At 69.1% G+C, this 23,128-nt stretch carries 20 protein-coding genes; 12 read left to right on the top strand and 8 right to left on the bottom strand.

What is annotated here, in order from left to right:
- Nucleotides 1–120 precede the first annotated feature (120 nt).
- Genes AC5Y36_RS07400 through AC5Y36_RS07385 form a run of 4 tightly spaced genes read left to right on the top strand, consistent with a single transcriptional unit; the run spans nucleotide 121 to nucleotide 5,096 of the window.
- Nucleotides 121–1,908, top strand: a complete 1,788-nt coding sequence (locus AC5Y36_RS07400) for an SDR family oxidoreductase (protein ID WP_500040212.1) — start codon at nucleotides 121–123, stop codon at nucleotides 1,906–1,908.
- Nucleotides 1,909–1,935: 27 nt separating this feature from the next.
- A complete protein-coding gene (locus AC5Y36_RS07395) occupies nucleotides 1,936–2,703 on the top strand; it encodes a methyltransferase domain-containing protein (RefSeq protein WP_500040211.1) in 768 nt (255 codons plus the stop codon).
- A 4-nt stretch (nucleotides 2,704–2,707) separates the two neighbouring features.
- Nucleotides 2,708–3,580, top strand: a complete 873-nt coding sequence (locus AC5Y36_RS07390) for an oxidoreductase (RefSeq protein ID WP_500040210.1) — start codon at nucleotides 2,708–2,710, stop codon at nucleotides 3,578–3,580.
- 25 nt (nucleotides 3,581–3,605) lie between these two features.
- Nucleotides 3,606–5,096, top strand: coding sequence for a flavin-containing monooxygenase (locus AC5Y36_RS07385; protein ID WP_500040209.1), 1,491 nt, complete (start codon nucleotides 3,606–3,608; stop codon nucleotides 5,094–5,096).
- Between the two features lies 1 nt (nucleotide 5,097).
- Here the strand turns inward: AC5Y36_RS07385 and AC5Y36_RS07380 are convergent, their stop codons facing one another.
- The 5 genes from AC5Y36_RS07380 to AC5Y36_RS07360 form a co-directional block, all read right to left on the bottom strand.
- Nucleotides 5,098–5,799 carry a TetR/AcrR family transcriptional regulator gene (locus AC5Y36_RS07380; protein ID WP_500040208.1) on the bottom strand — a complete coding sequence of 234 codons (702 nt, stop codon included), beginning with the start codon at nucleotides 5,797–5,799 and terminating at the stop codon, nucleotides 5,098–5,100.
- Between the two features lie 54 nt (nucleotides 5,800–5,853).
- On the bottom strand, nucleotides 5,854–6,903 hold the full coding sequence (locus tag AC5Y36_RS07375) for an ABC transporter ATP-binding protein (protein ID WP_500040207.1): 1,050 nt from the start codon (nucleotides 6,901–6,903) through the stop codon (nucleotides 5,854–5,856).
- 205 nt (nucleotides 6,904–7,108) lie between these two features.
- The gene (gene rplL / locus AC5Y36_RS07370; protein WP_500040206.1) at nucleotides 7,109–7,498 is read right to left on the bottom strand and encodes a 50S ribosomal protein L7/L12; all 390 of its coding nucleotides are present in this window, start codon (nucleotides 7,496–7,498) and stop codon (nucleotides 7,109–7,111) included.
- Nucleotides 7,499–7,544: 46 nt separating this feature from the next.
- Nucleotides 7,545–8,165: a 50S ribosomal protein L10 gene (gene rplJ, locus AC5Y36_RS07365; RefSeq protein WP_500040205.1), complete on the bottom strand. Its 621-nt coding sequence runs from the start codon at nucleotides 8,163–8,165 to the stop codon at nucleotides 7,545–7,547.
- Nucleotides 8,166–8,459: 294 nt separating this feature from the next.
- A complete protein-coding gene (locus AC5Y36_RS07360) occupies nucleotides 8,460–8,897 on the bottom strand; it encodes an anthrone oxygenase family protein (protein ID WP_500040204.1) in 438 nt (145 codons plus the stop codon).
- Nucleotides 8,898–8,968: 71 nt separating this feature from the next.
- Here AC5Y36_RS07360 and AC5Y36_RS07355 point away from each other — a divergent pair, with 71 nt between their 5' ends.
- On the top strand, nucleotides 8,969–9,292 hold the full coding sequence (locus AC5Y36_RS07355) for a winged helix-turn-helix transcriptional regulator (protein ID WP_500040203.1): 324 nt from the start codon (nucleotides 8,969–8,971) through the stop codon (nucleotides 9,290–9,292).
- Between the two features lie 51 nt (nucleotides 9,293–9,343).
- Here AC5Y36_RS07355 and AC5Y36_RS07350 read toward each other — a convergent pair whose 3' ends face one another.
- Together AC5Y36_RS07350 and AC5Y36_RS07345 are read right to left on the bottom strand one after the other, a co-directional pair.
- A complete protein-coding gene (locus AC5Y36_RS07350; RefSeq protein ID WP_500040202.1) occupies nucleotides 9,344–10,246 on the bottom strand; it encodes an ROK family protein in 903 nt (300 codons plus the stop codon).
- The gene (locus AC5Y36_RS07345) at nucleotides 10,246–14,403 is read right to left on the bottom strand and encodes a glycoside hydrolase family 38 N-terminal domain-containing protein (protein WP_500040201.1); all 4,158 of its coding nucleotides are present in this window, start codon (nucleotides 14,401–14,403) and stop codon (nucleotides 10,246–10,248) included. The genes AC5Y36_RS07350 and AC5Y36_RS07345 overlap by 1 nt, the downstream gene beginning before the upstream one ends.
- A 76-nt stretch (nucleotides 14,404–14,479) precedes the next feature.
- Between AC5Y36_RS07345 and AC5Y36_RS07340 the strand changes: the two genes are divergently transcribed.
- The 7 genes from AC5Y36_RS07340 to AC5Y36_RS07310 all read left to right on the top strand — a co-directional run bounded on the left by AC5Y36_RS07340 (nucleotide 14,480) and on the right by AC5Y36_RS07310 (nucleotide 21,225).
- On the top strand, nucleotides 14,480–15,004 hold the full coding sequence (locus AC5Y36_RS07340) for a DinB family protein (RefSeq protein ID WP_500040200.1): 525 nt from the start codon (nucleotides 14,480–14,482) through the stop codon (nucleotides 15,002–15,004).
- A gap of 2 nt (nucleotides 15,005–15,006) precedes the next feature.
- The gene (locus AC5Y36_RS07335; RefSeq protein ID WP_500040199.1) at nucleotides 15,007–15,609 is read left to right on the top strand and encodes a DinB family protein; all 603 of its coding nucleotides are present in this window, start codon (nucleotides 15,007–15,009) and stop codon (nucleotides 15,607–15,609) included.
- A complete protein-coding gene (locus AC5Y36_RS07330; RefSeq protein WP_500040198.1) occupies nucleotides 15,609–16,523 on the top strand; it encodes an alpha/beta fold hydrolase in 915 nt (304 codons plus the stop codon). Before AC5Y36_RS07335 ends, AC5Y36_RS07330 begins: the two co-directional genes overlap by 1 nt.
- A gap of 521 nt (nucleotides 16,524–17,044) precedes the next feature.
- On the top strand, nucleotides 17,045–18,391 hold the full coding sequence (locus AC5Y36_RS07325; RefSeq protein ID WP_500040197.1) for an ABC1 kinase family protein: 1,347 nt from the start codon (nucleotides 17,045–17,047) through the stop codon (nucleotides 18,389–18,391).
- Between the two features lie 3 nt (nucleotides 18,392–18,394).
- Nucleotides 18,395–19,300, top strand: coding sequence for an alpha/beta fold hydrolase (locus tag AC5Y36_RS07320; protein WP_500040196.1), 906 nt, complete (start codon nucleotides 18,395–18,397; stop codon nucleotides 19,298–19,300).
- A gap of 47 nt (nucleotides 19,301–19,347) precedes the next feature.
- A complete protein-coding gene (locus AC5Y36_RS07315; RefSeq protein ID WP_500040195.1) occupies nucleotides 19,348–20,211 on the top strand; it encodes a cyclopropane mycolic acid synthase family methyltransferase in 864 nt (287 codons plus the stop codon).
- A 117-nt stretch (nucleotides 20,212–20,328) separates the two neighbouring features.
- Nucleotides 20,329–21,225, top strand: a complete 897-nt coding sequence (locus tag AC5Y36_RS07310) for a cyclopropane mycolic acid synthase family methyltransferase (protein WP_500040194.1) — start codon at nucleotides 20,329–20,331, stop codon at nucleotides 21,223–21,225.
- A gap of 12 nt (nucleotides 21,226–21,237) precedes the next feature.
- Here the strand turns inward: AC5Y36_RS07310 and AC5Y36_RS07305 are convergent, their stop codons facing one another.
- On the bottom strand, nucleotides 21,238–23,097 hold the full coding sequence (locus tag AC5Y36_RS07305) for a fatty acyl-AMP ligase (protein ID WP_500040193.1): 1,860 nt from the start codon (nucleotides 23,095–23,097) through the stop codon (nucleotides 21,238–21,240).
- Nucleotides 23,098–23,128: the final 31 nt, after the last annotated feature.

The following is a 23,128-nucleotide window of genomic DNA, read 5'->3' as shown; positions in this document are numbered from 1 at the left end:
CACTCTGTCAAGGGTCGCCGCGCGCCACCCCCTTGACAAGCCCCGATGCACCTTGCTGAGATGCCCAGTACTAGATACCAGCGGTATCAAATAACCGGTGATCAGCTGGAGGAGGACACCATGACCACAGCGCAGAAGACGCCCGCCGACCCTGCTACCCGCCACGCTCGGCGGATCGTGCACAACGGCGACGTCGAGATCGCGGTCTACGAGCAGGGAAACCGGGATGGCGAGACGCTGCTGCTGCTGCACGGATTCCCGGACTCGCATCACATGTGGGACGGCGTGACACCGTTTCTGACGGAGCGTTTTCACGTGGTGAGCGTGGACAACCGCGGCCACGGGCAGTCGAGCAACCCGAAAAGCTACCGCGAGTTCACGGTGGCGTCGCTGGCGAGCGACTACCGCGCCGTGATCGAGGCGGTCAGCCCCGCCAAACCCGTGCATGTGCTGGCCCACGACTGGGGCAGCGTGGCGATGTGGGAACTGGTCTGCGATGACGCCGCCCAGCACCGGATCGCGTCGTTCACCTCGGTCGCCGGCCCCAGCGTCGCGCACCTGGGGATGTGGGCGCGCGGCCGGCTGGCCAAGCCGACCCCGAAGAACCTCGGCTCGGTGCTCGCCCAATTGGCGTCGTTGGGGTACATGTTCGTCGCCGCGGTGCCCTGGCTGCCGAAGGTCGCCCTGGGCCTGGTCGCCCGCCCAGAACGCTGGCGCGCCTTGCTGTCCCGCGCCGAGGGCGCCGATCCCGACCAGATCTTCCTGAGTCCCACCTTCGAAAAGGACCTCGCCAACGGGCTGCGGATCTACCGCGCAAATCTGTTGTCCCCGTTGCGGCGCCGGGAATGCCCGACCGAGGTCCCGGTGCAGGTGATCATCGGAACCCGCGACCCCGCCGTCCGCCAGGCCAGTTACGCCGACGAACCCCGGTGGGCGCCGAAGGTCTGGCAGCGGGTGGTCCACGGCGGGCACTGGCTGGCGTTCTCGCATCCGGAGTTGCTGGCGACCGCAACCATCGAACTCATCGACGCGACGAACGGACTACCCGCGGCGCGGGGTCTGCAGCGTTCCGAAATGACCAAGCCGCGTGCACCGTTCGACCACCAGCTGGTGGTCATCACCGGCGCCGGCAGCGGCATCGGGCGCGCAACCGCGCTGCTGCTGGCCCGCCAGGGCGGCGAGGTTGTGCTCTCCGACATCGATCTGGCCGCCGCCAAGCAGACCGCCGCGCTGATCGCCGAGGCCGGCGGCACCGCGCACCCCTACCTACTCGACGTCGCCGACGAGCAGGCCGTCCTGGACCACGCCGACGACGTCATCGCCCGCCATGGCGTGCCCGACGTGCTGATCAACAACGCGGGCGTCGGCCAGGCCGGGCGCTTCCTCGGCACCCCGTCGCAAGACTTCCGGCGCGTCCTGGACATCAATCTGTACGGCGTCATCCACGGCTGCCGTGCGTTCGCCCCGGCGATGGCGCGCCGCGGACTCGGTGGGCAGATCGTCAACCTGTCCAGCATGGCCGCCTACACACCGCAACAAGGGATGAGCGCCTACGCGACCAGCAAGTCCGCGGTGTTCATGTTCTCCGACTGCCTGCGCGCCGAACTGTCCTCGGCCCACATCGGGGTCAGCACCATCTGCCCGGGCGTGGTGCACACCAACATCGTTCGCAATTCCACCGTGTCCGGCCTGCCGCAGCAGGCCGCCGACCGCAAGCTCGCCATGGTGGACCGGGCCTACAGGTTGCGCCGCTACAGCGCCGAGAAGGTGGCCAAACAGATCGTGGCGGCGGTGCAGAAGAACAAGTCGATCGTGCCGGTCACGCCCGAAGCGCGGGCGCAGTACCACCTCAGCCGGTTCGCGCCGGCGGTGGGGCGAATGGCCGCGCGAACCTTCTCCCTCGGTTGATCTCCCCCCGACAACGAAAGCCACCACATGACATTCACCGCGGAACCCACCGCCACCTCGCGCGCCCTGCAGCTGCTGGATCCCACCCGGTGCCGACCGGTCGGCACCGGCGGGGACGGCTACCACGACCTGCTCGGCGACAGCGCCCCACCGGTGCACAACATGGCGCAGCGACTGATGCGCACCCGCTTCTACTCCGCGGGCTATCAGATCGGGCGGCCCATCGGGCTCAAACTTGCCAGCGGGCTCAAGGCACCCGGACGCGACGCGGATCGCAGCCGGGTGTCGGGCTGGCTCGACCTTCGCCCGGGCTGCACCGTGATCGACATCGGCTGCGGTCCGGGTAATTTCACCGGCTGGTTCGGCACCCGGGTGGCACCGGACGGCCTGGCCGTCGGACTGGATGCCTCCCCGGCGATGCTACGGCGCGCGGTGGCCGACAACTCCGGGCCGGGTGTCGCCTACCTGCGCGGCGACGCCGAGAACCTGCCGTTCACCGACGCGGTAGCCGACGCCGTCAGCTGCCTGGCCGCGCTGTATCTGATCAACGACCCGTCGCGCGCGGTCGGCGAACTCATCCGGGTGCTCAAGCCCGGCGGCCGGGTGGTCATCCTGACCAGCCTGATCCCCGGCGGGTCCCGGACCGCTGTGCGCAGCACCGTGCTGGACACGCTCAGCGGCATCCGCTGGTTCGGCCGCCACGAGATCACCGATCTGCTGAGCGATTTGGGCTGTACCGGCATCGAGCAGCACATCGACGGGCTCTCGCAGATCGTCGTCGGGACGAAGCGGTAACCCGATGGCCTTCCGACCTGACGACATCCCGGATCAGCGCGGTCGCACCATCGTGATCACCGGCGCCAACGGTGGCCTGGGTGAGGTCGCCACCAGGGTGCTGGCCGGCAAGGGCGCCACCGTGGTGATGGCCTGCCGGGATACGGCGAAGGCGCAGGCCGTCGCCGATCGGATCAGCGGCGATGTCCGGGTCGCCCGCCTGGATCTCGCCGACTTGGCATCGGTGCGGGCATTCGCGGCCTGCCAGGACGACTTCGACGTGCTGATCAACAACGCCGGGCTGATGAACGTCCCGTTCAGCCGCACCACCGATGGCTTCGAAACCCAGTTCGGCGTCAACCATCTGGGGCATTTTGCGCTGACCGGGCTATTGCTGGACCGGATCACCGACCGGGTGGTGACGTTGTCCAGCATCGCGCACCGCCAGACCCCGAAGCTGTGGATCGACGACCTCAACTACCGAAACCGGCGCTACCAGCGGAATCTGGCGTACGCCCAGTCGAAGCTGGCCAACCTGATGTTCGCCCGCGAGCTGCAGCGCCGGCTGACCGAGACCGGATCGGCCACCCGGTCCTACGCCGTACACCCCGGCGTGTCGGGCACCGACTTGTTCACCCGAACGGAGACGATGCTCGACCTGGTCGCCAAACAGGGGGCCCGGCTGGTCGGCCATTCTCCGGAGGCGGCGGCGCATTCCACGCTGTTCGCGGCGACGATGCCGGCGGACCCGTCGATGTATTGGGGTCCGGCACGTTTGGGGCAGACACGCGGCCCGGTGCAGTCCTGCCCGTCGAGCCGGCTTTCGCGGCAACCGAAATTGTGGCGTCGCCTCTGGGACGAATCCGAGGAGATGACCGCTGTCCGCTACGGGTTCTGAGCCTGTCAACAGAAGGGACACCATCATGAGCGACCTCGCCGAGCAGACCCCGATACACACTCGAGCGTTGATCATCGGCACCGGATTCTCCGGTCTGGGCATGGGCATCGCACTGCAGCAGCAGGGCGTCGACTTCATCATCGTGGAGAAGGCCGGCGAGGTCGGCGGCACCTGGCGCGACAACACCTACCCGGGCTGCGCGTGCGACGTCCCCACCCACCTGTACTCGTACTCCTTTGAACCCAAGGCAGACTGGAGGCAGTTGTTCTCCTATCAGCCGGAGATCTTCGACTACCTCAAGGACATCGCCGACAAGTACGGGTTACGCCGCCACATCGACTTCAACGCCAAGGTCAACCGGGCCCATTGGGACGAGGACGACTACCGCTGGCATGTGTTCACCGACTCCGGCCGCGAGTACGTCGCGCAGTTCCTGATCTCCGGGGCCGGCGCACTGCACATCCCCAGCATTCCCGACATCGACGGTCTGGATCAATTCGGCGGTGCCGCTTTTCATTCCGCGCAGTGGAACCACGACGTCGAGCTGACCGGCAAGAAGGTCGCCGTCGTCGGGACCGGCGCCAGCGCGATCCAGCTGGTGCCCGAGATCGTCGGCCGCGTCGCCGAACTTCAGCTCTATCAGCGCACGCCGGCCTGGGTGCTGCCGCGAACCAATATCCGGTTCCCGCGTCCGCTGCGGTGGGCGTTGCAGCGGGTACCGGGCCTGCGGGCCGGGTTGCGGGCCGGTATCTACTGGGGCGCCGAGGGCGGCGCGTACGCCATGAACCGGCGGCCCGGGCTGCTCAAAGCCGTTGAAGTGCTGGGCCGCTGGTATATCCGGCGGGAGATCTCCGACCCGCAGGTGCGCCGGGCGCTCACACCGAACTACCGCGCAGGCTGCAAACGGTTGCTGGGTTCGTCGGACTACTACGCCGCGATCGAGAACCCCAAGACCAGCCTGGTCACCGAGGACATAGCCGGGGTGACCCCGGACGGCATCGTCACCGCCGACGGCACCGAACACCGGGTCGACGTCATCGTGTTCGCCACCGGATTCCACGTCACCGACTCCTACCGGTACATCAACATCAAGGGGCGCGACGGCGAGGATCTGGTGGACCGGTGGAACCGCGACGGCATCGCCGCTCACCGCGGCATCACGGTGGCCGGCATGCCGAACGCCTTCTTCCTGCTCGGACCCAACACCGGTCTGGGACACACGTCGGTGGTGTTCATGATCGAATCCCAGATCCACTACGTGGCCGAGGCGATCAAGGCCGTCGACGCGGCGCGGGCGCAGGCGCTGGCGCCGCTGCGGTCGGCGCAGGACGCCTTCAACGCGCAGGTCCAGCGCAAGCTGGCCGGCTCGGTGTGGAACACCGGCGGCTGCCAGAGCTGGTACCTCGACGAGCACGGCTACAACCGCACCGTGTGGTCCGGATTCACCTGGCGATACTGGCTGTCCACCCGCTCGGTGAAGATGCACGAATACCAGTTGACCGGCGTCAGTTCGTGACTCAGCCGTCGGACAGCGACAGCGGTTCGTCCGGGTCCAGCACCACCCCGCGCGCCTGCGCGGCCGCCGACAACGCACCCCACACGACGACGGTCATCTCGTCGATCAGCGCGCACTTGTTGATCGTCAGGTCGTTGAGCCAGCGCAGCACACCCAGCGCGACCGCCCCGAGGATGGCGTCGGCGACATACTCCAGGTTGCGCACCTCGCCGCCGCGGGACCGCAGCACGGCGGCCAGTGCCCCGGCGGTGGTGTCGGCCAGTTGCCGACCCCCGTCCAAAAGCGATGCCGCCGAGCGGTGGTCGATGAAGTGTGAGCCGACCAGGAACCGAAAGATGTTGGGCCGCTCGTCGACCAGGTCGATGTAGGCGGTCAGCGCGGAGCGGACGAATCCCTGCGCGGTACCGGTGAGATCGAAATGCGGCACCACCCGTTCGAGAATGAGCTGCTGGACCCGGGTGGCGACCGCGGCGAACAGGGTGTCCTTGTCGTTAAAGAACCGGTACAGCTTGGGTCGCGGGATGCCGGCGGATTTGAGCACGTCGTCGACGGAGAGATCCGGCCCGTATTCGTCGATGGCGCGCAACGTCGACTCGATCAGATCCGAGCGCACCGCCGCCCGGTGCTCACGCCAGCGGTCGACCCGGGCGTCGCCGGTCAGCTCGGGCAGCAACCCGCGGCCCGATGCGCTTTCAGCCGACACGGGTGCAATCGTAATCCCCGAGATGCCCTTGCAGCATCGAGCCGCGGGGCGGTGTTAGCGCTGGGTGGGAATCGTCTGGGTGGGCGCGTCGTCGGCGGTGGGGAACTCGTGCGTCGGCAGCCGGTGGGCGCCTTCCAGGTCGTCCAGGATCGCGGCCTGCGCGTTCTTGGGCAGCGTGTGCAGGATCTCGCGCACCCGCGCCTGACGACGAGCGATCCCCTGCCGCACCGGCATCCCCGGCGACGTGGTGAGCTGCGGCGGCACACCCTCGACCTCTTCGACACCGCCGTGGTGCTGACCGGCATCGAGCGCGGCCGCCTCGGCAGCCGCAGTGGCCGAGTCCTTCTCCTCGGACATACCGATCGGCCCGATACGGCGACCGTTGAGGAACTGCTTGACCGCGGGCTCCTCGCTGGTCAGCAGCACCTCACGCGGCCCGAACATGACCAGCTTCTTGCGGTAGAGCATGCCGATGTTGTCCGGCACGGTACGCACGATGTTGATGTTGTGGGTAACGATCAGCACCGTCGCGTCGATCTGCGCGTTGATGTCGATCAGCAACTGGCTCAGATACGCGGTACGGACCGGGTCCAGCCCCGAGTCCGGCTCGTCGACCAGGATGATCTGCGGGTCGAGCACCAGGGCGCGGGCCAGGCCGGCACGCTTGCGCATACCACCGGAGATCTCACCGGGGAACTTCTTCTCGTCCCCGCCCAAGCCGACCAGTTCGAGCTTCTCCATGACGATGTCACGGATCTCGCTCTCCTTCTTCTTGGTGTGCTCACGCAGCGGGAACGCGGTGTTGTCGTAGAGGTTCATCGACCCGAACAGGGCGCCGTCCTGGAACAGCACACCGAACAGGGTGCGGATCTCGTAGAGCTCTTTGGCCGAGCACTGGATGATGTCGGTGCCGTCGATGACGATCGAGCCGCGCTCGGGGCGCAGCAGACCGATCAACGACTTCAAGAACACGGACTTGCCGGTACCCGACGGGCCCAGCATGACGCTGACCTCACCGGCCGGAAGGGTCAAAGTGACGTCTTCCCAGATCCGCGCCGACCCGAAGGACTTGGTGAGCCCTTCGACCTCGATGGTGACACCCATTGGGAGTTCCTTCCAGCTACATTTGCCCAGCTACGCTTGCCCCCGCCACCTGCCTGCGCCTGTGGCCTAGGCCACTCTAGCGCACTCGGTTCGCGCGCATCACGATACCGGAATGCCTGTTGGGGACGCCTGCCCGGTCCCACTCAGTGGCAGGTGCACACAACCCCCGGGACCGCGCGGGTTCCGGGGGTTGTGTGGGAGAAAACTACTTGACGGTGACGGTGGCGCCGGCGGCCTCGAGCTTGGCCTTGGCCTCCTCGGCAGCCTCCTTGGCGACCTTCTCCAGCAGCGGCTTGGGGGCGCCGTCGACGAGGTCCTTGGCTTCCTTGAGGCCCAGGCCGGAGACGACCTCGCGCACCACCTTGATGACGCCGATCTTCTTCTCGCCGGCCGACTCGAGGATGACGTCGAACTCGCTCTGCTCCTCGGCAGCCTCAGCGGCGGCCGGGGCGGCACCGCCGGCGGCGGCGACAGCCACCGGCGCGGCGGCGGTGACCTCGAAGGTGTCCTCGAACGCCTTCACGAACTCCGAGAGCTCCAGCAGGGTCATGTCCTTGAAGACGTCGAGCAGCTCGTCGGTAGACAGTTTTGCCATGGTGTGGGTCCTTCCTGATTCCGGTTAACGGTGTGTGGGTATGGGGTTATTCGGCGTCGGCCGGGGCCTCAGCCGGGGCTTCGGAAGAGGCTTCCGCCTCGGCCGGTGCCTCCGCGGCTGCGGCCGGGGCCTCAGCCGGAGCCGCCGGTGCCTCGGCGGCCTTCTTGTCCTGCAGTGCGGCCGCGAGCCGGGCCATCTGCGACGCGGGAGCCGCGAACAGCCCCGCTGCCTTGGCCATGTTGGCCTTCATGGCGCCGGCCATCTTGGCCAGCAGCACCTCGCGCGACTCGAGGTCAGCGATGCGCTCCACCTCGCCGACGGTCAGCGGGTGACCGTCCATGTAGCCGCCCTTGATGACCAACGCCTTGTGGTCCTTGGCGAAGGTCTTGATCGCCTTGGCAGCGTCGACCGGCTCACCGTTGATGAACGCGATCGCCGTCGGTCCGACGAACAGCTCGTCGAGACCTTCGATGCCGGCCTCCGTGGCGGCCCGTCGCACCAGCGTGTTCTTGGCCACCGCGTAGTTGACCGACTCGCCCAGCGAGCGGCGCAGCTGCGCCAGGTTGGCAACCGTCAGACCGCGGTACTCGGTGATCACGGTGGCGGTCGAGGCCTTGAACTGCTCGGCGATCTCCGCAACGGCGGCGGCCTTGTCAGGCCTTGCCATGCATACCTCCTAGGGGGTCGAAAGTCCCTGCGCTTACACGTTTCTCCGCCCTGGGAATGACGAACGCCCCGACGCAGGATGCGGTCGGGGCGTCACATATGCCGGCTGATGCCGGTGCCTCGTCCTCCTGCGTGGGCCGCCGGGATATTCCCGGACCTTCAACCTTGCGGTGACCGACGGTCTTGGGTGGATCGCCGCTCACCCTACCGTGGCGGGCGCGATCAGCCAAAATCCCCGCGTTGATCCTGCGTCCACGGCGCGGTTTTCTCGCACTTTTGCGCCACCACCACAGAGTCAACGCACGGCGATGAGCAGCAGCAGGAACGCCGCGGCGACCAGCACCACCCGCAGCCAGTGCACCCGATCCCAGCGGTCCGCGGCCTCGCGGGAGACCGCGCCGGTGGTCGGCCACGCCGCGATCTGGTTGTTGATCGGCACCAGCACCGTGACCGACAGCAGCACCACCACCGCCATCAGTCCCCCGCCGATACCGACGATCCAGCGCTGCGGGCCGGCGACGACGACCGCGGTCAGCACCAGCAGGACCAGCGCGGTCGCGTACCAGAACGGCATCACCCGGCCCAGCACGCGACTGCTGTCGCTGCGGGCCGCCCGGAGGCCATCGGCGGGCAGGCGTCCGATGATCGGGTGGAAGAACGCCGCCACCGCGAACTCCGTGCCCAGCATCGGTCCGATCACCAACACCGCGAGAATCTCAACGATTTCATTCATGGCGTCTACTGTGAGCGTTATACTGACAAAAAACAAGGTACTGACAAATTAGTCAGCATGAAGGGGTTGTGGTGGCGGTATCGAAGGTCGACGTCAGCGACTGCCCGATCGACGCCGCACTGTCGGTGATCGACGGCCGCTGGAAGGGCACCATCCTGTGGCGGCTGAGCGACGGGCCGATGCGGACCGCGGAGTTGCGGCGCAGCATCCCGGGCATCACCGAGCGGATGTTGATCCGCCACCTGCACGAACTGGTCGACGACGGCATCCTGGACCGCCACGACGCCGGCACGGTGCCGCCGTGTGTGCACTATTCGCTCTCCGAGTACGGCCAGACGCTGGGCCCGGTGCTGGCCAGCCTGTGCGAGTGGGGCCGCATCCACCTTTCGCGTTGACTCTGCGCTTACGGCGCCGACTTCTCGCACTTTTGCGCCCTGGGCGCAGGGTCAACGCAGATGGGCCAGCCGGGCGGCGCCCACCAGCCCGGCGTTGCCGCCGAGCAGCGCGGGCACCACCCGCAGGTCGGCCAGAAATTCCAGGCCCGCGTGCTCGCCGAGGGCCATCCGCAGCGGGTCGAACAGCAGCGGGCCGGCCTGCGCGACGCCGCCGCCGATGGCCACCAGATCCAGATCGCACACCGCGGCGACCGAGGCGATCATGGCGGCCAGCGCGTGGGCGCCGCGCCGAAACGCCGCGACCGCGACGGCCTCCCCCGCCGCGGCGGCCACGGCCAATGCGCTCGCCTCGGGCACCCCCGACCAGCCGTTGGCCACCGCCCACCGGACCAGCGCCGGACCCGACGCGATGGCCTCCACGCAGCCGCGCCCGCCGCACGCGCAGCGCGGGCCGCTCGGGTCGACGACGACGTGGCCGACGTGGCCGGCGTTGCCGGTTCGCCCGGCGTACGGCTTGCCGTCGAGCAGCAGCCCGCCCCCCACCCCGGTGGACACCACCATGCCGAGCAGGAACCGCGCGCCGCGGCCGGCGCCGACCCAGTGTTCGCCCAGCGCCATGCACAGCCCGTCGCCGCCCAGGGTGACCGGCACCCCGGGCAGCGCGGCGGCGACCCGGTCGCGCAGCGGGAAACCGCGCCAGGATCCGATGTTGACCGGGCTGACGGTGCCGGCATGCAGATCGACGGGTCCGGCCGATCCGATGCCGGCCGCCGCGATCGGTCCCCCGCCGGCCTGCGCGGCGCCGGCGATCAGCGTCTCGACCACCGCCCACACCTGCTCGGCGTCCTGGCCCGACGGGGTGGGCCGCGTCGCGGTATAGGTCAACGCGCCGTTCGGATCGACGAGTCCGACGGCGATCTTGGTGCCGCCGATGTCCACCGCGAGGGTGAGCATCAGCGGACCTCCAGCCGCACCGCCGGCGAATAGACCAGGGTGCCGGCGCCGCCGACCCGGATCAGCGCCCACCAGGTGCCGGGGTCGGTCCACGGCGGCGGGGTGACGTCGAAGGTGAGTGCGACGCTGCCGCGGGCCGGGACCACCGCCCCCGCCGCGGGCGGCCCGGCCCACTCCCAGGTGCCCCACGGGCTGATCAGGTGCGCTTCCACCGCCAGGTCGGCGTGTGCGTCGGTGCCGACGGTGACGCCCAACCGCGCGGAGGCCCCAGCGGCCACCGTGACGTCGGCCGGGCCGTCGCGCAGATACAGCAGCCGAGCGTCGCCCGGGTCGCCGACGGTGACCACCGCGACGTCCTCGACGGGCTGCCGCCAGGCCGGCGGCACCTCCCCGGTGAGCGTCAGCCGGGCGCGGATCGGATAGCGGCCCGGCGCGGTGCCCGCCGGCACCGTGAGCGCCAGCTCACTCAGCTGGTGTCCCCCGGGGTCCAGCCGCACCGGTTGTGGATCGCGATCACCGGACCATCCGTCCGGGCAGACCAGCCTCAGCGCACCGACCAGCGGCGCGTCGGTGCAGTCGCTGGCGATGCTGATCGTCAGCGGCAGCGGTGCGCCGGGCGGCACGGCGACGCGGTGCGGATGCAGCAGGGCGACGGCCGGTTGGCCGCCCAACGGGGCCGGGCCGCGGTTGTGCAGCCAGTAGCGGGCGTACCGCGGTTGCGCGGCCTCGGCGTCGGGTGCCAGCGGCGGGCCGGGGCTGCCGACGCGTGCGACGTCCAGCCGGGTGGTCAGGGTGGCGATCTCGTAGCCGTGCAGCCGGCCGGGGTCGGGGTGCTCGCGCGGCTGTTCCAGCAGGTCCGCGCGGCCCAGCACGCGCAGCGCGCCCAGATCGGAGCCGACCGTGACGTCGGTGTCGGCGCCGCAGGTCTCCGCCAGCCGCAGGGTGGCGGTGGCCGGGTCGGCCGGCTGCGTGCTGGCGCGGGCCAGCGGATTGCCGGCCGGTTTGAGCGCGGCCAGCCGCACCGAGTCGGCGGGGGCGACGCGCAGCAGCGAACCGGTCGCCGGCAGCGACCCGGAGCCGCCGCCGATCGTCACCGCCCGCAGCGGGTCGGCGAAGGCCGCGCCGCGGGCCGGGATCCGGGCCTGCCGCCAATCGCCGTCGCCGGCCAGTAGCGCGTAGTCGAAGGTGTGCGTCCAGTGCTGCAGCTGAAAGCTGCTGCCGTCGGGTGCGGTGCGGCGCGGTTCATCGGTCCAGGCCGCCGCCGGCCAGCTGGTGCAGCACCGCAGCAGCGACGCATGCAGGGTGCCGGCCTTGTCGACGGCGAAGCCGGGCACGCCGCGGTTGACCAGCGCGACGGTGCGCGACTGGAACGGCGCCATATCGGGAGGAGCGAGCCGGGGATCCTGCCGCACCGCGATCTCGTTGTCGGCGAGCTCGTCGGCCACCCGGGTGATCTCGTCGGCCAGGGCGGCGTCGTCGCGGCCGGCGATCACCAGCACCGGCAGTGCCCGCGGGTCGCGCAGGTCCGCGCCCGGCACCCAGACCGCGGCCAGCGGGGTCGCCGCCGGCACCCAGACCCGGGCTCGGCCGTGCGCGTCCAGCTGACGCTGCAGTTCGGCGGTGTAGGCCTCGTCGGCGGCGGCCAGCACCGCGGCGGTAAACGCGTTGCGGTCCGGGCCGCCGAGTGCGATGCGGGTGTCCGGCAGGTTGGAGTCGACCTCGAGGCTGCCGTAGCGGGAGCCACCGTCCCGGGTGCTGGTGGCGGTGACGCCGGCGCGCACCAGCGCGACCATCAGCTCGCGGGTCTGCGCGGGATCGGAGGTGATCGCGGTGATTATTTCGGCCACCGACACCGCCCGGGTGCCGGAACCCACGGTGATCCGGGCCGTCGCCGACAACCCGAACCAGCGGTTGGCGGAGGTATCCAGCGTCCACGGATGCTGCGCGGTGTCCACCGAGCGGCCGCTGGGCTCGTGCAGGAGCGCGAAGCCGCGGCCGATGACGGCGTCGCTGACCTCGGCGACCGGCAGGGCGCCGGGCACCGCGCACGGCCAGCGCAGCCGCAGCAGGTGATCGGAGCCGGTGAACTCGTCGATGGTGGTGCGACAGTCGAGGCGGTCCACCCCGTGCCACAGTGTCAGCGTCTGGGTGTAGACGAGCACATCGCGGATCCGTCCGGAGACCACCAGCCGCTCGCCCAGCGGCCCGCGGTAGGCCTGCACGCTCGCGCGGGCGATCGCGGAGGTGAACAGGTTGCCGCTGGGCACCAGATGCCACGGCCCCTCACCGGAGCTCGGGTGCTTGGGGTACTCGTCGTAGACGGCGAGCTGGTTGCCCAGCGCCCCCTCGACGATCATCTCCCGGCCGTGATGCAGCCACGACGAGATGCCGCCGCCGCGGCTCGGATCGGCGCTGAGCTGGTTCTGCTCGTTGGCGATCCGGGTGCCGGGCACCGGCTGCCAGCCCTCGGCGGCAGCGGGGATCAGCCGGTAGGCGCGCCAGCCCAGCGACGGGACGTCGCGGGCCAGCCAGCTGACGGTGTGACCGTCGTGTTCGACGTGGGCCGGCAGCTCGGTGCCGTCGGGGTCGAGTACCCGCACGCCGGCATCCAGGGCGCGGTCCAGGTGCACGGTGACCACGTCGGTGCGGTCGTGTGCGATCGGGTTCCACACCACAATGCCCTCGCCGGTGTCCACCAAGGCGGATAGCGCCGCCAGCGCGGCGTCGCGGGCCGCGCCACCCAGCTGCCAGGCGTCGCGCCAGCCGGTCAGCAGGTCCAGATACACCTGGTCGGCTTCCGAACCGGTGATGGCGTCGTGATGGGCGCCGTAACACAGCTGCGTCCACGCCGTGGCCAGCGCCGCCTCCGGGTACGCCACCCCGGTGGCCAGCGCGGCGAACACCCCGAACCGCTCGGCCGCCAGGATCGCCTGCTCGGCGCTCCGGTTGGCCTGCTTGGTGTCGATATAGGAGACGTGGCAGCCGGTGTAGATCGGGTTCATGTCGCGGGTCTGCGGCGACGGGCGGCCTCCCCGCTCGGCCAGCTCGGCGCGCACCGCGGCGAAGAACTCCGCGGGCAGCGCGCAGCTGAACCGCGGCCAGGTGTAGCGGGCGTTCCAGTCCCGGTGGATCGGCACGACCCAGCGATTCGGCGGGGTGAAGTCGGTGCCCACCGGCAGCAGCACGTTACGCGTCGAGGCGACCTTCTTCAGCCCCAGGAACAGCTGGTAGACGTCGGCTTCGGCGTCGGCCAGCGTCGCCTGCCCGTCCATCCACCAGCCGGCCGCGTAGTGCGCGGGCATGTAGTGGGTCAGCAGACCCCGCCCGGACGGGGCGATCCACTCGAACTCGCTGGGGAACTGCATCCGGCCCGGATCGCCGCCGCCCGCCATCGGCCCCCACTGGTGAAACGGTCCGCGAGCCCACGCGCTGGAGCTCAGCCCGGCATCGGCCGCCAGGCCGGGAAACTGCGGGTCGTGCCCGAACACGTCGAGCTGCCAGGCCGTCGCCGGACGGGCACCCATGACGTCGCGCTGAAAGCCGATACCCGCCACCAGGTTGCGGATGGTGGTCTCGGCGTCGGTGAGGTTGGTGGACGGCTCGTTGTAGGTGCCGCCCATCACCTCGACGCGGCCCGCCGCGATGAGCCGGCGCAGCTCGGCGCGGCGTTGCGGATAGCTGTCCCAGTACGGCTTGAGGTAGTCGACCTCGGCCAGGACGAACTTGTACTCCGGGTGCGCCTGCGCCCAGTCCAGGTGGGCACCCACCAGGTCGAACCCGTTGGTCTGCCGGCACGCACCCAGCGGGTTCTCGGTCCAGGCGCTGGTGTAGCCGGCCTGGGTGTTCCACCACACCGGGTCGTAGTGGAAGTGCGGAATCATGAACATCGTCCAGCCGGGTTCGGCGACGGTGAAGGTGAACGCGGTGTTGTTGGCCCGCGCGGCCCGCTGCTGGCCGGGCACCGCGCCGGCGACGACGACCGGGACCTCAACGCTGTCGCGGCCGGGCTCGGCGGTGGCCTCCCCGGATAGCCCGTCCCCGTCGATGCGGACCGGGGTCGCCCGGACGGCACCGGTGTAGCTGACCCGGACCAGCTGCAGCGGCGCGTCGGCCGGCCCGACGAACGTCTCGGTCGATTCCGCGGCGATGATCCGCATGCCACAAACCTACGGAGACCACCCCGTGGCGCGAAGACTTTCGGCGCGTGTCCGATCCCGCTGGCAGGCTCGAGTCATGACCATGCCCAGCGCGTTACTCGCCGACCAGCTCGACTGGCACTGGACCAACCAGCTGCGGCCGCGGCTGGATGGACTCACCGACGACGAATACCTGTGGCAGCCGGTGCCGGGCTGCTGGACGGTGCGCACCGACGGCATCGATTTCGCGTTCCCGCCGCCGCAGCCCGCGCCGTTCACCACCATCGCCTGGCGGATGGCCCACGTCATCGTGGGCGTGTTCGCGATGCGCAACCACCACCACTTCGCGGGGCCGCCCGCCGACTATCAGAGCTGGCCGTACGCAACCGACGCCGCCACCGCGCTGCAGCAGCTCGATGAGGCCTACGCCGGCTGGATCGCCGGGGTGCGCACGCTGGATTCGTCCGCGCTGGCCGCGCCGGTCGGCCCCCGGGAGGGGCCGTGGGCCGACCGCAGCATGGCCGAGCTGGTCCTGCACATCAACCGCGAAACCATCCATCACGGCGCGGAGATCGCGTGCCTGCGCGACCTGTACGCTCACCAACCCGATCGAAAGGACTGAAGATGCCCGGACTTGCCGCACCGGTGAGCGATGAGCGCGACGCGCTGCGTGAATTCCTGACCTATCACCAGAGCGCCTATTTCGCGGTCGCCTACGGGCTGACCGAGGAGCAGGCCCGAGCCACCCCGTCGGCCAGCGCGTTGTCCATCGGCGGTTTGGTCAAGCACGCCGCCGGGATGCAACGCATCTGGATGCACCGCGTCGCGTCCGCGCCGGCGGCACCGCCGGCCGACCCCCGGCCGCGCGAGGAGGTCGTCCGCGAATTCCAAGACCAGTTCGTGCTGCTGCCCGACGAAACCCTGGCCGGTGCGCTCGACGCGTTCGCCGCGCAGAACGCCGAGACGCTGCGCCTGTTGGCGGCCGTCGACCTCGACGCCGCGGTGCCGGTGCCGCGCGACGCACCCTGGTTTCCCGCCGACGTCGACGCCTGGACGGTGCGCTGGGTGATCCATCACGTGATCAACGAGCTCGCGCGGCACTCCGGGCACGCCGACATCATCCGGGAGAGCATCGACGGCGCCACCATGTACGAGCTGATCGCCGGGCTCGAAGGTTGGGAGCCGACAGCATGGCTCACCCCGTGGCGACCTGATAACAAGGGGTGATGCAAACCCGAACCGGCCGGGCCGGGCACGGTTCCGTCGAGTTGTTCTATGAGGACCTCGGCGACCCGGCCGACCCGCCGGTGCTGCTGATCATGGGCCTGGGTGCGCAGCTGCCGATGTGGCCCGACGGGTTCTGCGCGCGGCTGGTCGACGCCGGCTACCGGGTCATCCGCTTCGATCACCGCGACATCGGCCTGTCGGCCAAGATGCACGGCACCCGCGCCCGCGGTTCGGTGTTCTGGCGCGTGGGGCGCTATCTGTTCGGCCGACCCAGCCAGGTGCCCTACACGTTGGTCGACATGACCGACGATGCCGCCGCGCTGCTCGATCACCTGCGGATCGAGCGTGCCCATGTGGTCGGCGCGTCGATGGGCGGCATGATCGCCCAGATCCTGGCCGGCAGCCGTCCGGACCGGGTGGCGTCGCTGGGCGTCCTGATGTCGACCACCGGCAAGGCGTTCTCCTCGCCGCCCGCCTGGCGGGTGATCAAGCTGGCGTTCGGCGGGCCGGCGCACGACGCGTCGCCCGAGGAGCGGCTGGCGTTCGAGGTCCGCAACGTCGCGGTGTTCAACGGCCCCAACTTCCTGCCGCCGGAGGCCGACCTGCGCCGCCGGGTGCAGCAGCTGACCGCGCGCAGCGACTACCCGCCGGGGATGCTGCGCCAATTCGACGCCGTGCTGGGCACCGGCAGCCTGCTCAAGTACTCGCGGGCCATCACCGCCCCCACGGTGGTGCTGCACGGTTCGGCGGATCCGATGCTGCGGCCCCGCAACGGGCGCGGTGTGGCCGCCGCGATCCCCGGCGCCCGGTTTGTGCTGGTCGACGGGATGGGGCATGACCTGCCGGCGCCGGTGTGGCCGCCGATCGTGGAGGCGCTGACCGAGAACTTTGCCGCGGCCCGCGCAGGGTCCTAGCCCAGCCGCCTCATTCGTCACAGTGACCACGGCAGCCGGGACATGTGTCGATGTGCCCGGGTTCGAGCGACAATGCCGCGTTTGCGCAGGTCGCCTCCCGCGCTCATGGTCCCGGGCGCCGCTGGCGCCACAGTGGCCCCAGGCGCCACGGATTGTCGCTGGTGGGCGGCTGCCCGGCTAGCAGCGACAACGTCCCCGCGTGGCGACAACGTCCCCGAATAGCGACAACACCGCCATTTGTCGCTGTGAGCCGGGCACCCGCTAACCAGCGACAATCTGAGACGGGCGAGGCCGATGAGGCACCCGGCCGCGGGTGACGACGCCGCCGCGATACTCCCGCCGCCCACCTGGGCAGATGCGACGGTTGTCGCTCGAACCCGGGCACGCCGACACCTACTCCGGCTGGCGGGATTGGTGGGGCAGGTGGGACCAGCCCCCTCGCCGCGCATTTGCCCATGCCGGCAGTCGAATTAGCCAAAGCGGATTGGGAGTTGCCCTGCCCGATTTGGCACACTGCACTAATGAATTCGACCAACCACCGGGAGGTGGCCAAACTCGACCGGGTGCCGTTGCCGGTCGAGGCGGTCCGGATCGGTGCAACGGGCTGGCAGCTGGCCCGGGCCGGGCTGCGGGTGCTCACCAAGATTCCGGCCGGCGGGCCGCTGCAGCAGAAAGTCATCAAGGAGATCCCGCAGGCCTTCGCCGACCTGGGTCCCACCTACGTGAAATTCGGCCAGATCATCGCGTCGAGCCCCGGCGCATTCGGGGAACCGCTGTCCCGGGAATTCCGCGGCCTGCTCGACGCGGTGCCGCCGGCCGATCCCGGCGAGATCCACAAACTGTTCATCGAGGAACTCGGCGCCGAACCGCAGGACCTGTTCGCGAAATTCGACGAAACCCCGATCGCCTCGGCATCGATCGCGCAGGTGCATTTCGCCACCCTGCACAGCGGTGAAGAGGTCGTCGTCAAGATCCAGCGCCCCGGCATCCGCCGCCGGGTCGCCGCGGACCTGCAGATCCTCAAACGCTTCGCCCAGCTCGTCGAGCTGGCCAAGCTGGGCCGGCGGCTCTCGGCCCAGGACGTCGTCGCCGACTTCTCCGACAACCTGGCCGAGGAACTGGACTTCCGCATCGAGGGGCAGTCCATGCAGACCTGGGTGTCGCACCTGCACGCCTCCCCGCTGGGCCGCAGCATCAAGGTGCCCGACGTGCACTGGGACTTCACCAGTGAGCGGGTGCTGACCATGGAGCGGGTCGCCGGCATCCGCATCGACGACGCCCCCGCCATCCGCAAGGCCGGATTCGACGGCGTCGAGCTGGTCAAGGCGCTGCTGTTCTCCACGTTCGAGGGCGGCCTGCGGCACGGGCTGTTCCACGGCGACCTGCACGCCGGCAACCTGCTGGTCGACGAGGACGGACGGGTCGTTTTTCTCGACTTCGGCATCATGGGCCGCATCGACCCGCGCACCCGCTGGCTGCTGCGCGAACTGGTGTATGCGCTGCTGGTCAAGAAGGACCACGCCGCCGCCGGCAAGATCGTGGTGCTGATGGGTGCCGTGGGCACCATGAAGCCCGAGGCGCAGGCCGCCAAGGATCTCGAGGCGTTCTCCACACCGCTGACCATGAAGACCCTGGGCGACCTGTCCTACGCGGACATCGGCAAGCAGCTCGGGGCACTGGCCGACGCCTACGACGTGAAGCTGCCCCGCGAGCTGGTGCTGATCGGCAAGCAGTTCCTCTACGTCGAGCGCTACATGAAACTGCTGGCACCGAGGTGGCAGATGATGTCGGACCCGGAACTCACCGGCTACTTCGCCAACTTCATGGTCGACGTCAGCCGCGAACACCAGGCCGAACCGGAGGCTTAGGCGTTGGACATCCGCACCGGTACCGCCCGCTCGGGCGAGCTGGACATCTATTACGAGGATATGGGCGACCCCAACCATCCGGCGGTGCTGCTGATCATGGGGCTGGGCGCGCAGCTGCTGCTGTGGCGCACCGGGTTCTGCGAAAAGCTCGTCGCCCAGGGCCTGCGGGTGATCCGGTACGACAACCGCGACGTCGGGCTGTCCAGCAAGCTGGACCGTCAAAGCGCGCCCGGCTCGTTGGTTCCCCGGATGCTGCGGTCCTTTCTGGGCCGGCCCAGCGCCTCGGTGTACACCCTGGAGGACATGGCCGGTGATGCGGCCGCGCTGCTCGACCACCTGGGGATCGACCGGGCGCACATCGTCGGCGCCTCGATGGGCGGCATGATCTCGCAGGTTTTCGCCGCCCGGTTCGCCGAGCGGGCACGGTCGCTGGCCGTCATCTTCTCCAGCAACAACCGGGCGTTCCTGCCGCCGCCGGCGCCGCGGGCCCTGCTGTCGGTCATCGCCGGCCCGCCGCCCGGGTCACCGCGCGAGGTGATCATCGACAATGTGGTCCGGGTCAGCCGGATCATCGGCAGCCCCCGTTTTCCGGCACCTGAGCAGCGGATTCGGGCCGAGGCGCTGGAAGGCTACGAGCGCAGCTACTACCCGTGGGGGATCGCCCGACAGTTCGGCGCCATCCTCGGCACCGGCAGCCTGATCGATTACGATCGGCAGATCGCCGTGCCGACCGTGGTGATTCATGGTCGTGCCGATAAACTGATGCGACCCTCCGGCGGGCGGGCTGTGGCCCGCGCGATCGGCGGGGCGCGTTTGGTGTTAGTAGACGGTATGGGCCATGATTTGCCGGAAGAGTTGTGGGATGAGGTCATCGGCGAATTGAAGACAACTTTCGCCGAGGGCGCCTGACCGCCCCGGAATTTGCTCAACCCGCTACGAGTGGAAGTGTTGCGATCATGGCTAAACTGAGCCCGAAATACGAAGAGCTGCAGTCGATTTACGATATTTCCAATGAATTCTTCGAGCTGTTCCTAGGCCCCACGATGGGCTACACCTGCGGCTACTACGAGCGTCTGGACAGCACCTGCGACGAGGCGCAGAACGCCAAGTTCGACCTCGCGCTGGGCAAGCTCGCCCTGGAGCCCGGCATGACCCTGCTCGACATCGGCTGCGGCTGGGGCGGCTGCATGCAGCGGGCGCTGGAGAAATTTGACGTCAACGTCATCGGCTTGACGCTGTCGGAGCGGCAGCGCGAATACGCGATCGAGAAGCTGGCCAAGGTGCAGAGCGACCGCACGGTCGAGGTGCGCCTGCAGGGCTGGGAGGAGTTCACCGACAAGGTGGACCGGATCGTGTCCATCGGCGCCTTCGAGCACTTCGGCCGCAAGCGCTACCCGGACTTCTTCGCCACCGCCTACAACGCGCTGCCCGACGACGGGCGGATGCTGCTGCACACCATCACCACGATCACCGGGTCCGACGAGGCGCAGCGCAAGGGTATCCCGCTGACCATCGACCTGGCCAAGTTCACCCTGTTCATCATGAAAGAGATCTTCCCCGGCGGTCAGCTGCCGTCGGCGCTGATGCCCCGCGACTTCGCGACCGAGGCCGGCTTCACCTGCACCCGCGACGACGAGATCGGGCCCAATTACGTCCGGACCCTTGAGGACTGGGCCGCAGCCCTGGCCGAGCACAAGGACGAGGCCATCGCGCTGCAGTCGCAGGAGGTCTATGACCGCTACGACAAGTACCTCAACGGCTGCGTAAAGCTCTTCCGGGACGGCCTCACCAGCGTCCACCAATACACACTGCAGAAGTAAGCGCGGATCGGGGGGACCGCGAAGATCGCTGGGTATGCTGCACATCTGAACCGCGCAGCTTCCCCTACAACGACGTATAGCGCCCACAAAGATCCTCGGGAAGGCGAGCAAGCACAAATGGCGGACAACAACCCCCGCGCAGAACAGTTACGGCCGAATTTCGAGAACATTCAGGCCCACTACGACCTTTCCGACGAATTCTTCGGTTTGTTCCAGGACCCGAGCCGCACCTACAGCTGCGCCTACTTCGAGCCGCCGGACCTGAGCCTGGAAGACGCCCAGATCGCCAAGCTCGATCTGAACCTGGACAAGCTGGACCTACGGCCCGGGATGACGCTGCTCGACATCGGCTGCGGGTGGGGTGCCACCATGAAGCGCGCCGTGGAGAAGTACGACGTCAATGTCATCGGCTTGACCCTGTCGAAGAAGCAGCACGCCTACAGCACCCAGTTGCTGGACAGCATCGACACCACGCGGAGCCGCCGGGTGCTGCTGCACGGCTGGGAGGAATTCCACGAGCCGGTGGACCGCATCGTGTCCATCGAGGCCTTCGAGCACTTCGGCTTCGAGCGCTACGACGACTTCTTCAAGAACTGCTTCGACATCCTGCCCGAGGACGGCCGGATGACCATTCAGAGCAGCGTCAGCTACCACCCGTACGACCTGAACGCCCGCGGCAAGAAGCTCACCTTCGAGACGGCCCGGTTCATCAAGTTCATCCTCACCGAGATCTTCCCGGGCGGTCGGCTGCCCAGCACCGACATGATGGTGGAGCACGGCGAGAAGGCGGGATTCGTCGTCCCGGAGGCGTTGTCGCTGCGGCCGCACTACATCAAGACGCTGAAGCTGTGGGGCGACGCCCTGGAGGCCCACAAGGACGAGGCCATCGAGATCCAGTCCGAAGAGGTCTACGACCGCTACATGAAGTATCTGCGTGGCTGCGAGTTCTACTTCACCGACGAGGTCCTCGACGTCAGCCTGGTCAGCTACCGCAAGCCGGGCGCGGCCGCGTAGCCGTCCCGGCGGCTAACCCAGTTCGCCGCTGAGATATTCGGTCCGGCAGGCCCGCCGGGCCAGCTTTCCGCTGCTGGTTCGGGGGATGCTGCCGGCGGCCACCAGCTGCATATCCGCCAGCAGCACGCCGTGCCGGCTGGAGATGGCTGCCCGCACGGCGTCGACCACGGGTTGCTTGTCGGCACGTCCGGCGCCGGCGGCACGCTCCGCGACGACGACCAGACGTTCCCCGACCGCGTCGGGGGCGGCGCCCGGCAGTTGGTCAGCCGCCACCGAGAAGGCCGCGACATAACCCGATCGCACCGCCGGTGAGGCCTGGGCCACCGTCGCCTCGATGTCTTGCGGGTAGTGGTTGCGGCCGTCGATGATGACGAGATCCTTTGTGCGCCCGGTGATGTAGAGCTCGCCGTCCAGATAGACACCCAGATCTCCGGTCCGCAGCCAGCAGGCGTCCAGCGGCGCGCCGTCGGCGTGGCTACCGGCGTCCAGCCGGGTCTGCAGCTTGTTGCGGAACACCCGCTCGGTCTCGTCGGGCCGGCCCCAGTAGCCGCGGCCGATGTTCTGGCCGTGCAACCAGATTTCGCCGACACGCCCGTCGGGCAGTTCGGATTCGGTTCCCGGGTCGGCGATCACACCCCACTGGCTGCGGGCGATGCGCCCGCAGGAAACCTGAACGATGGCGTTGGGGGCGTCCGGCGCGACGCGCACCGCATGCCCGGCGCCGAGCAGCTCACGGTCCAGATAGGTGGGCGCCGCCTGCGCGTCGGGGTCGATGGTCGAGACGAACAGGGTCGCCTCGGCCATGCCGTAGGACGGTTTGACCGTGGTGGCGGGCAACCCGTAGGGCGCGAACGCGGCGTTGAACTTGGCGATGGAGCCCATGTTGACCGGTTCGGAGCCGTTGATCAGGCTGACCACGTTGCTCAGGTCCAGGACCTGGCCGTCGGCGGGGACCGCGCGCTCCACGGCCAGCTCGAACGCGAAGTTCGGGGCGGCCGCGTACGCCCGACCCTGCTGGGATTCGATGGCCAACTGCTGCAGCCAGCGCTGCGGGCGGCGGACGAACGCGATGGGCGACATCAGCGTCACCTGGGTGCCGAAGATCGCCACGCACAGGATCATCAGCAGCCCCATGTCGTGGTAGAGCGGCAGCCAGCTGACGCTGCGGATGTCCCAGTCCATTCCGGTGGAGATGACCATCTGCAGCACGTTGGTGCCGACCGCGCGATGGGTGATCTCGACGCCGACCGGTGTCCGGGTCGAACCCGAGGTGTACTGCAGGTAGGCGATGTCGTCGGTGTCGAGGTCAACCGGGACGAAGCCGGCACCGACGGTGTCGGGGATCTCGTCGATCGCGATGATCCGCGGCCGGCGTTCGCGCGGCTGGGTGCGGACGAACTTCTGGACGGCCTCGCTGGCGGTGGTGGTGGTCAGCACCACCGTGGGCTGGGCGTCGTCGAGCACCGCGATCAGGCGCTCCGCATGCCCGGGCAGCTCCGGCGCGAACAGCGGCACCGAGATGTTTCCGGCGTAGATCGCCGCGAAGAAGCCGGCGATGTAGTCGATGCCGTGCGGCGCCAGGATCGCCACCCGGTCCCCCGGCGCCGTCACCTGCTGCAGCCGGGCACCGATGGCACGCAGCCGCGCACCCAGCGCCGTCCAGGTCAGGTCGATGGCCTTGCCGTCGGGGTCCTGGGCATAGTCCAGGTAGCGGTATGCGACAGCGTCACCGATGTTGGCGATGTGGCGATCCAGGAAGGTCACCAGGTTCACGCCCGACGGCAACACGATATTGCCCTCGTCATCCAGGTAGTCGCTCAGCTCCAGCCGGGTACCTCGAGCGCCACCTTCATCCCCGAAAGCAGACCGCATGGGTGAAGTTTAAAGAAACCTCTCAGCGTTC

The sequence above is a fragment of the Mycobacterium sp. NGS50 genome (genome assembly GCF_059812545.1).
This window is presented reverse-complemented; position numbering and strand designations above follow the sequence as displayed.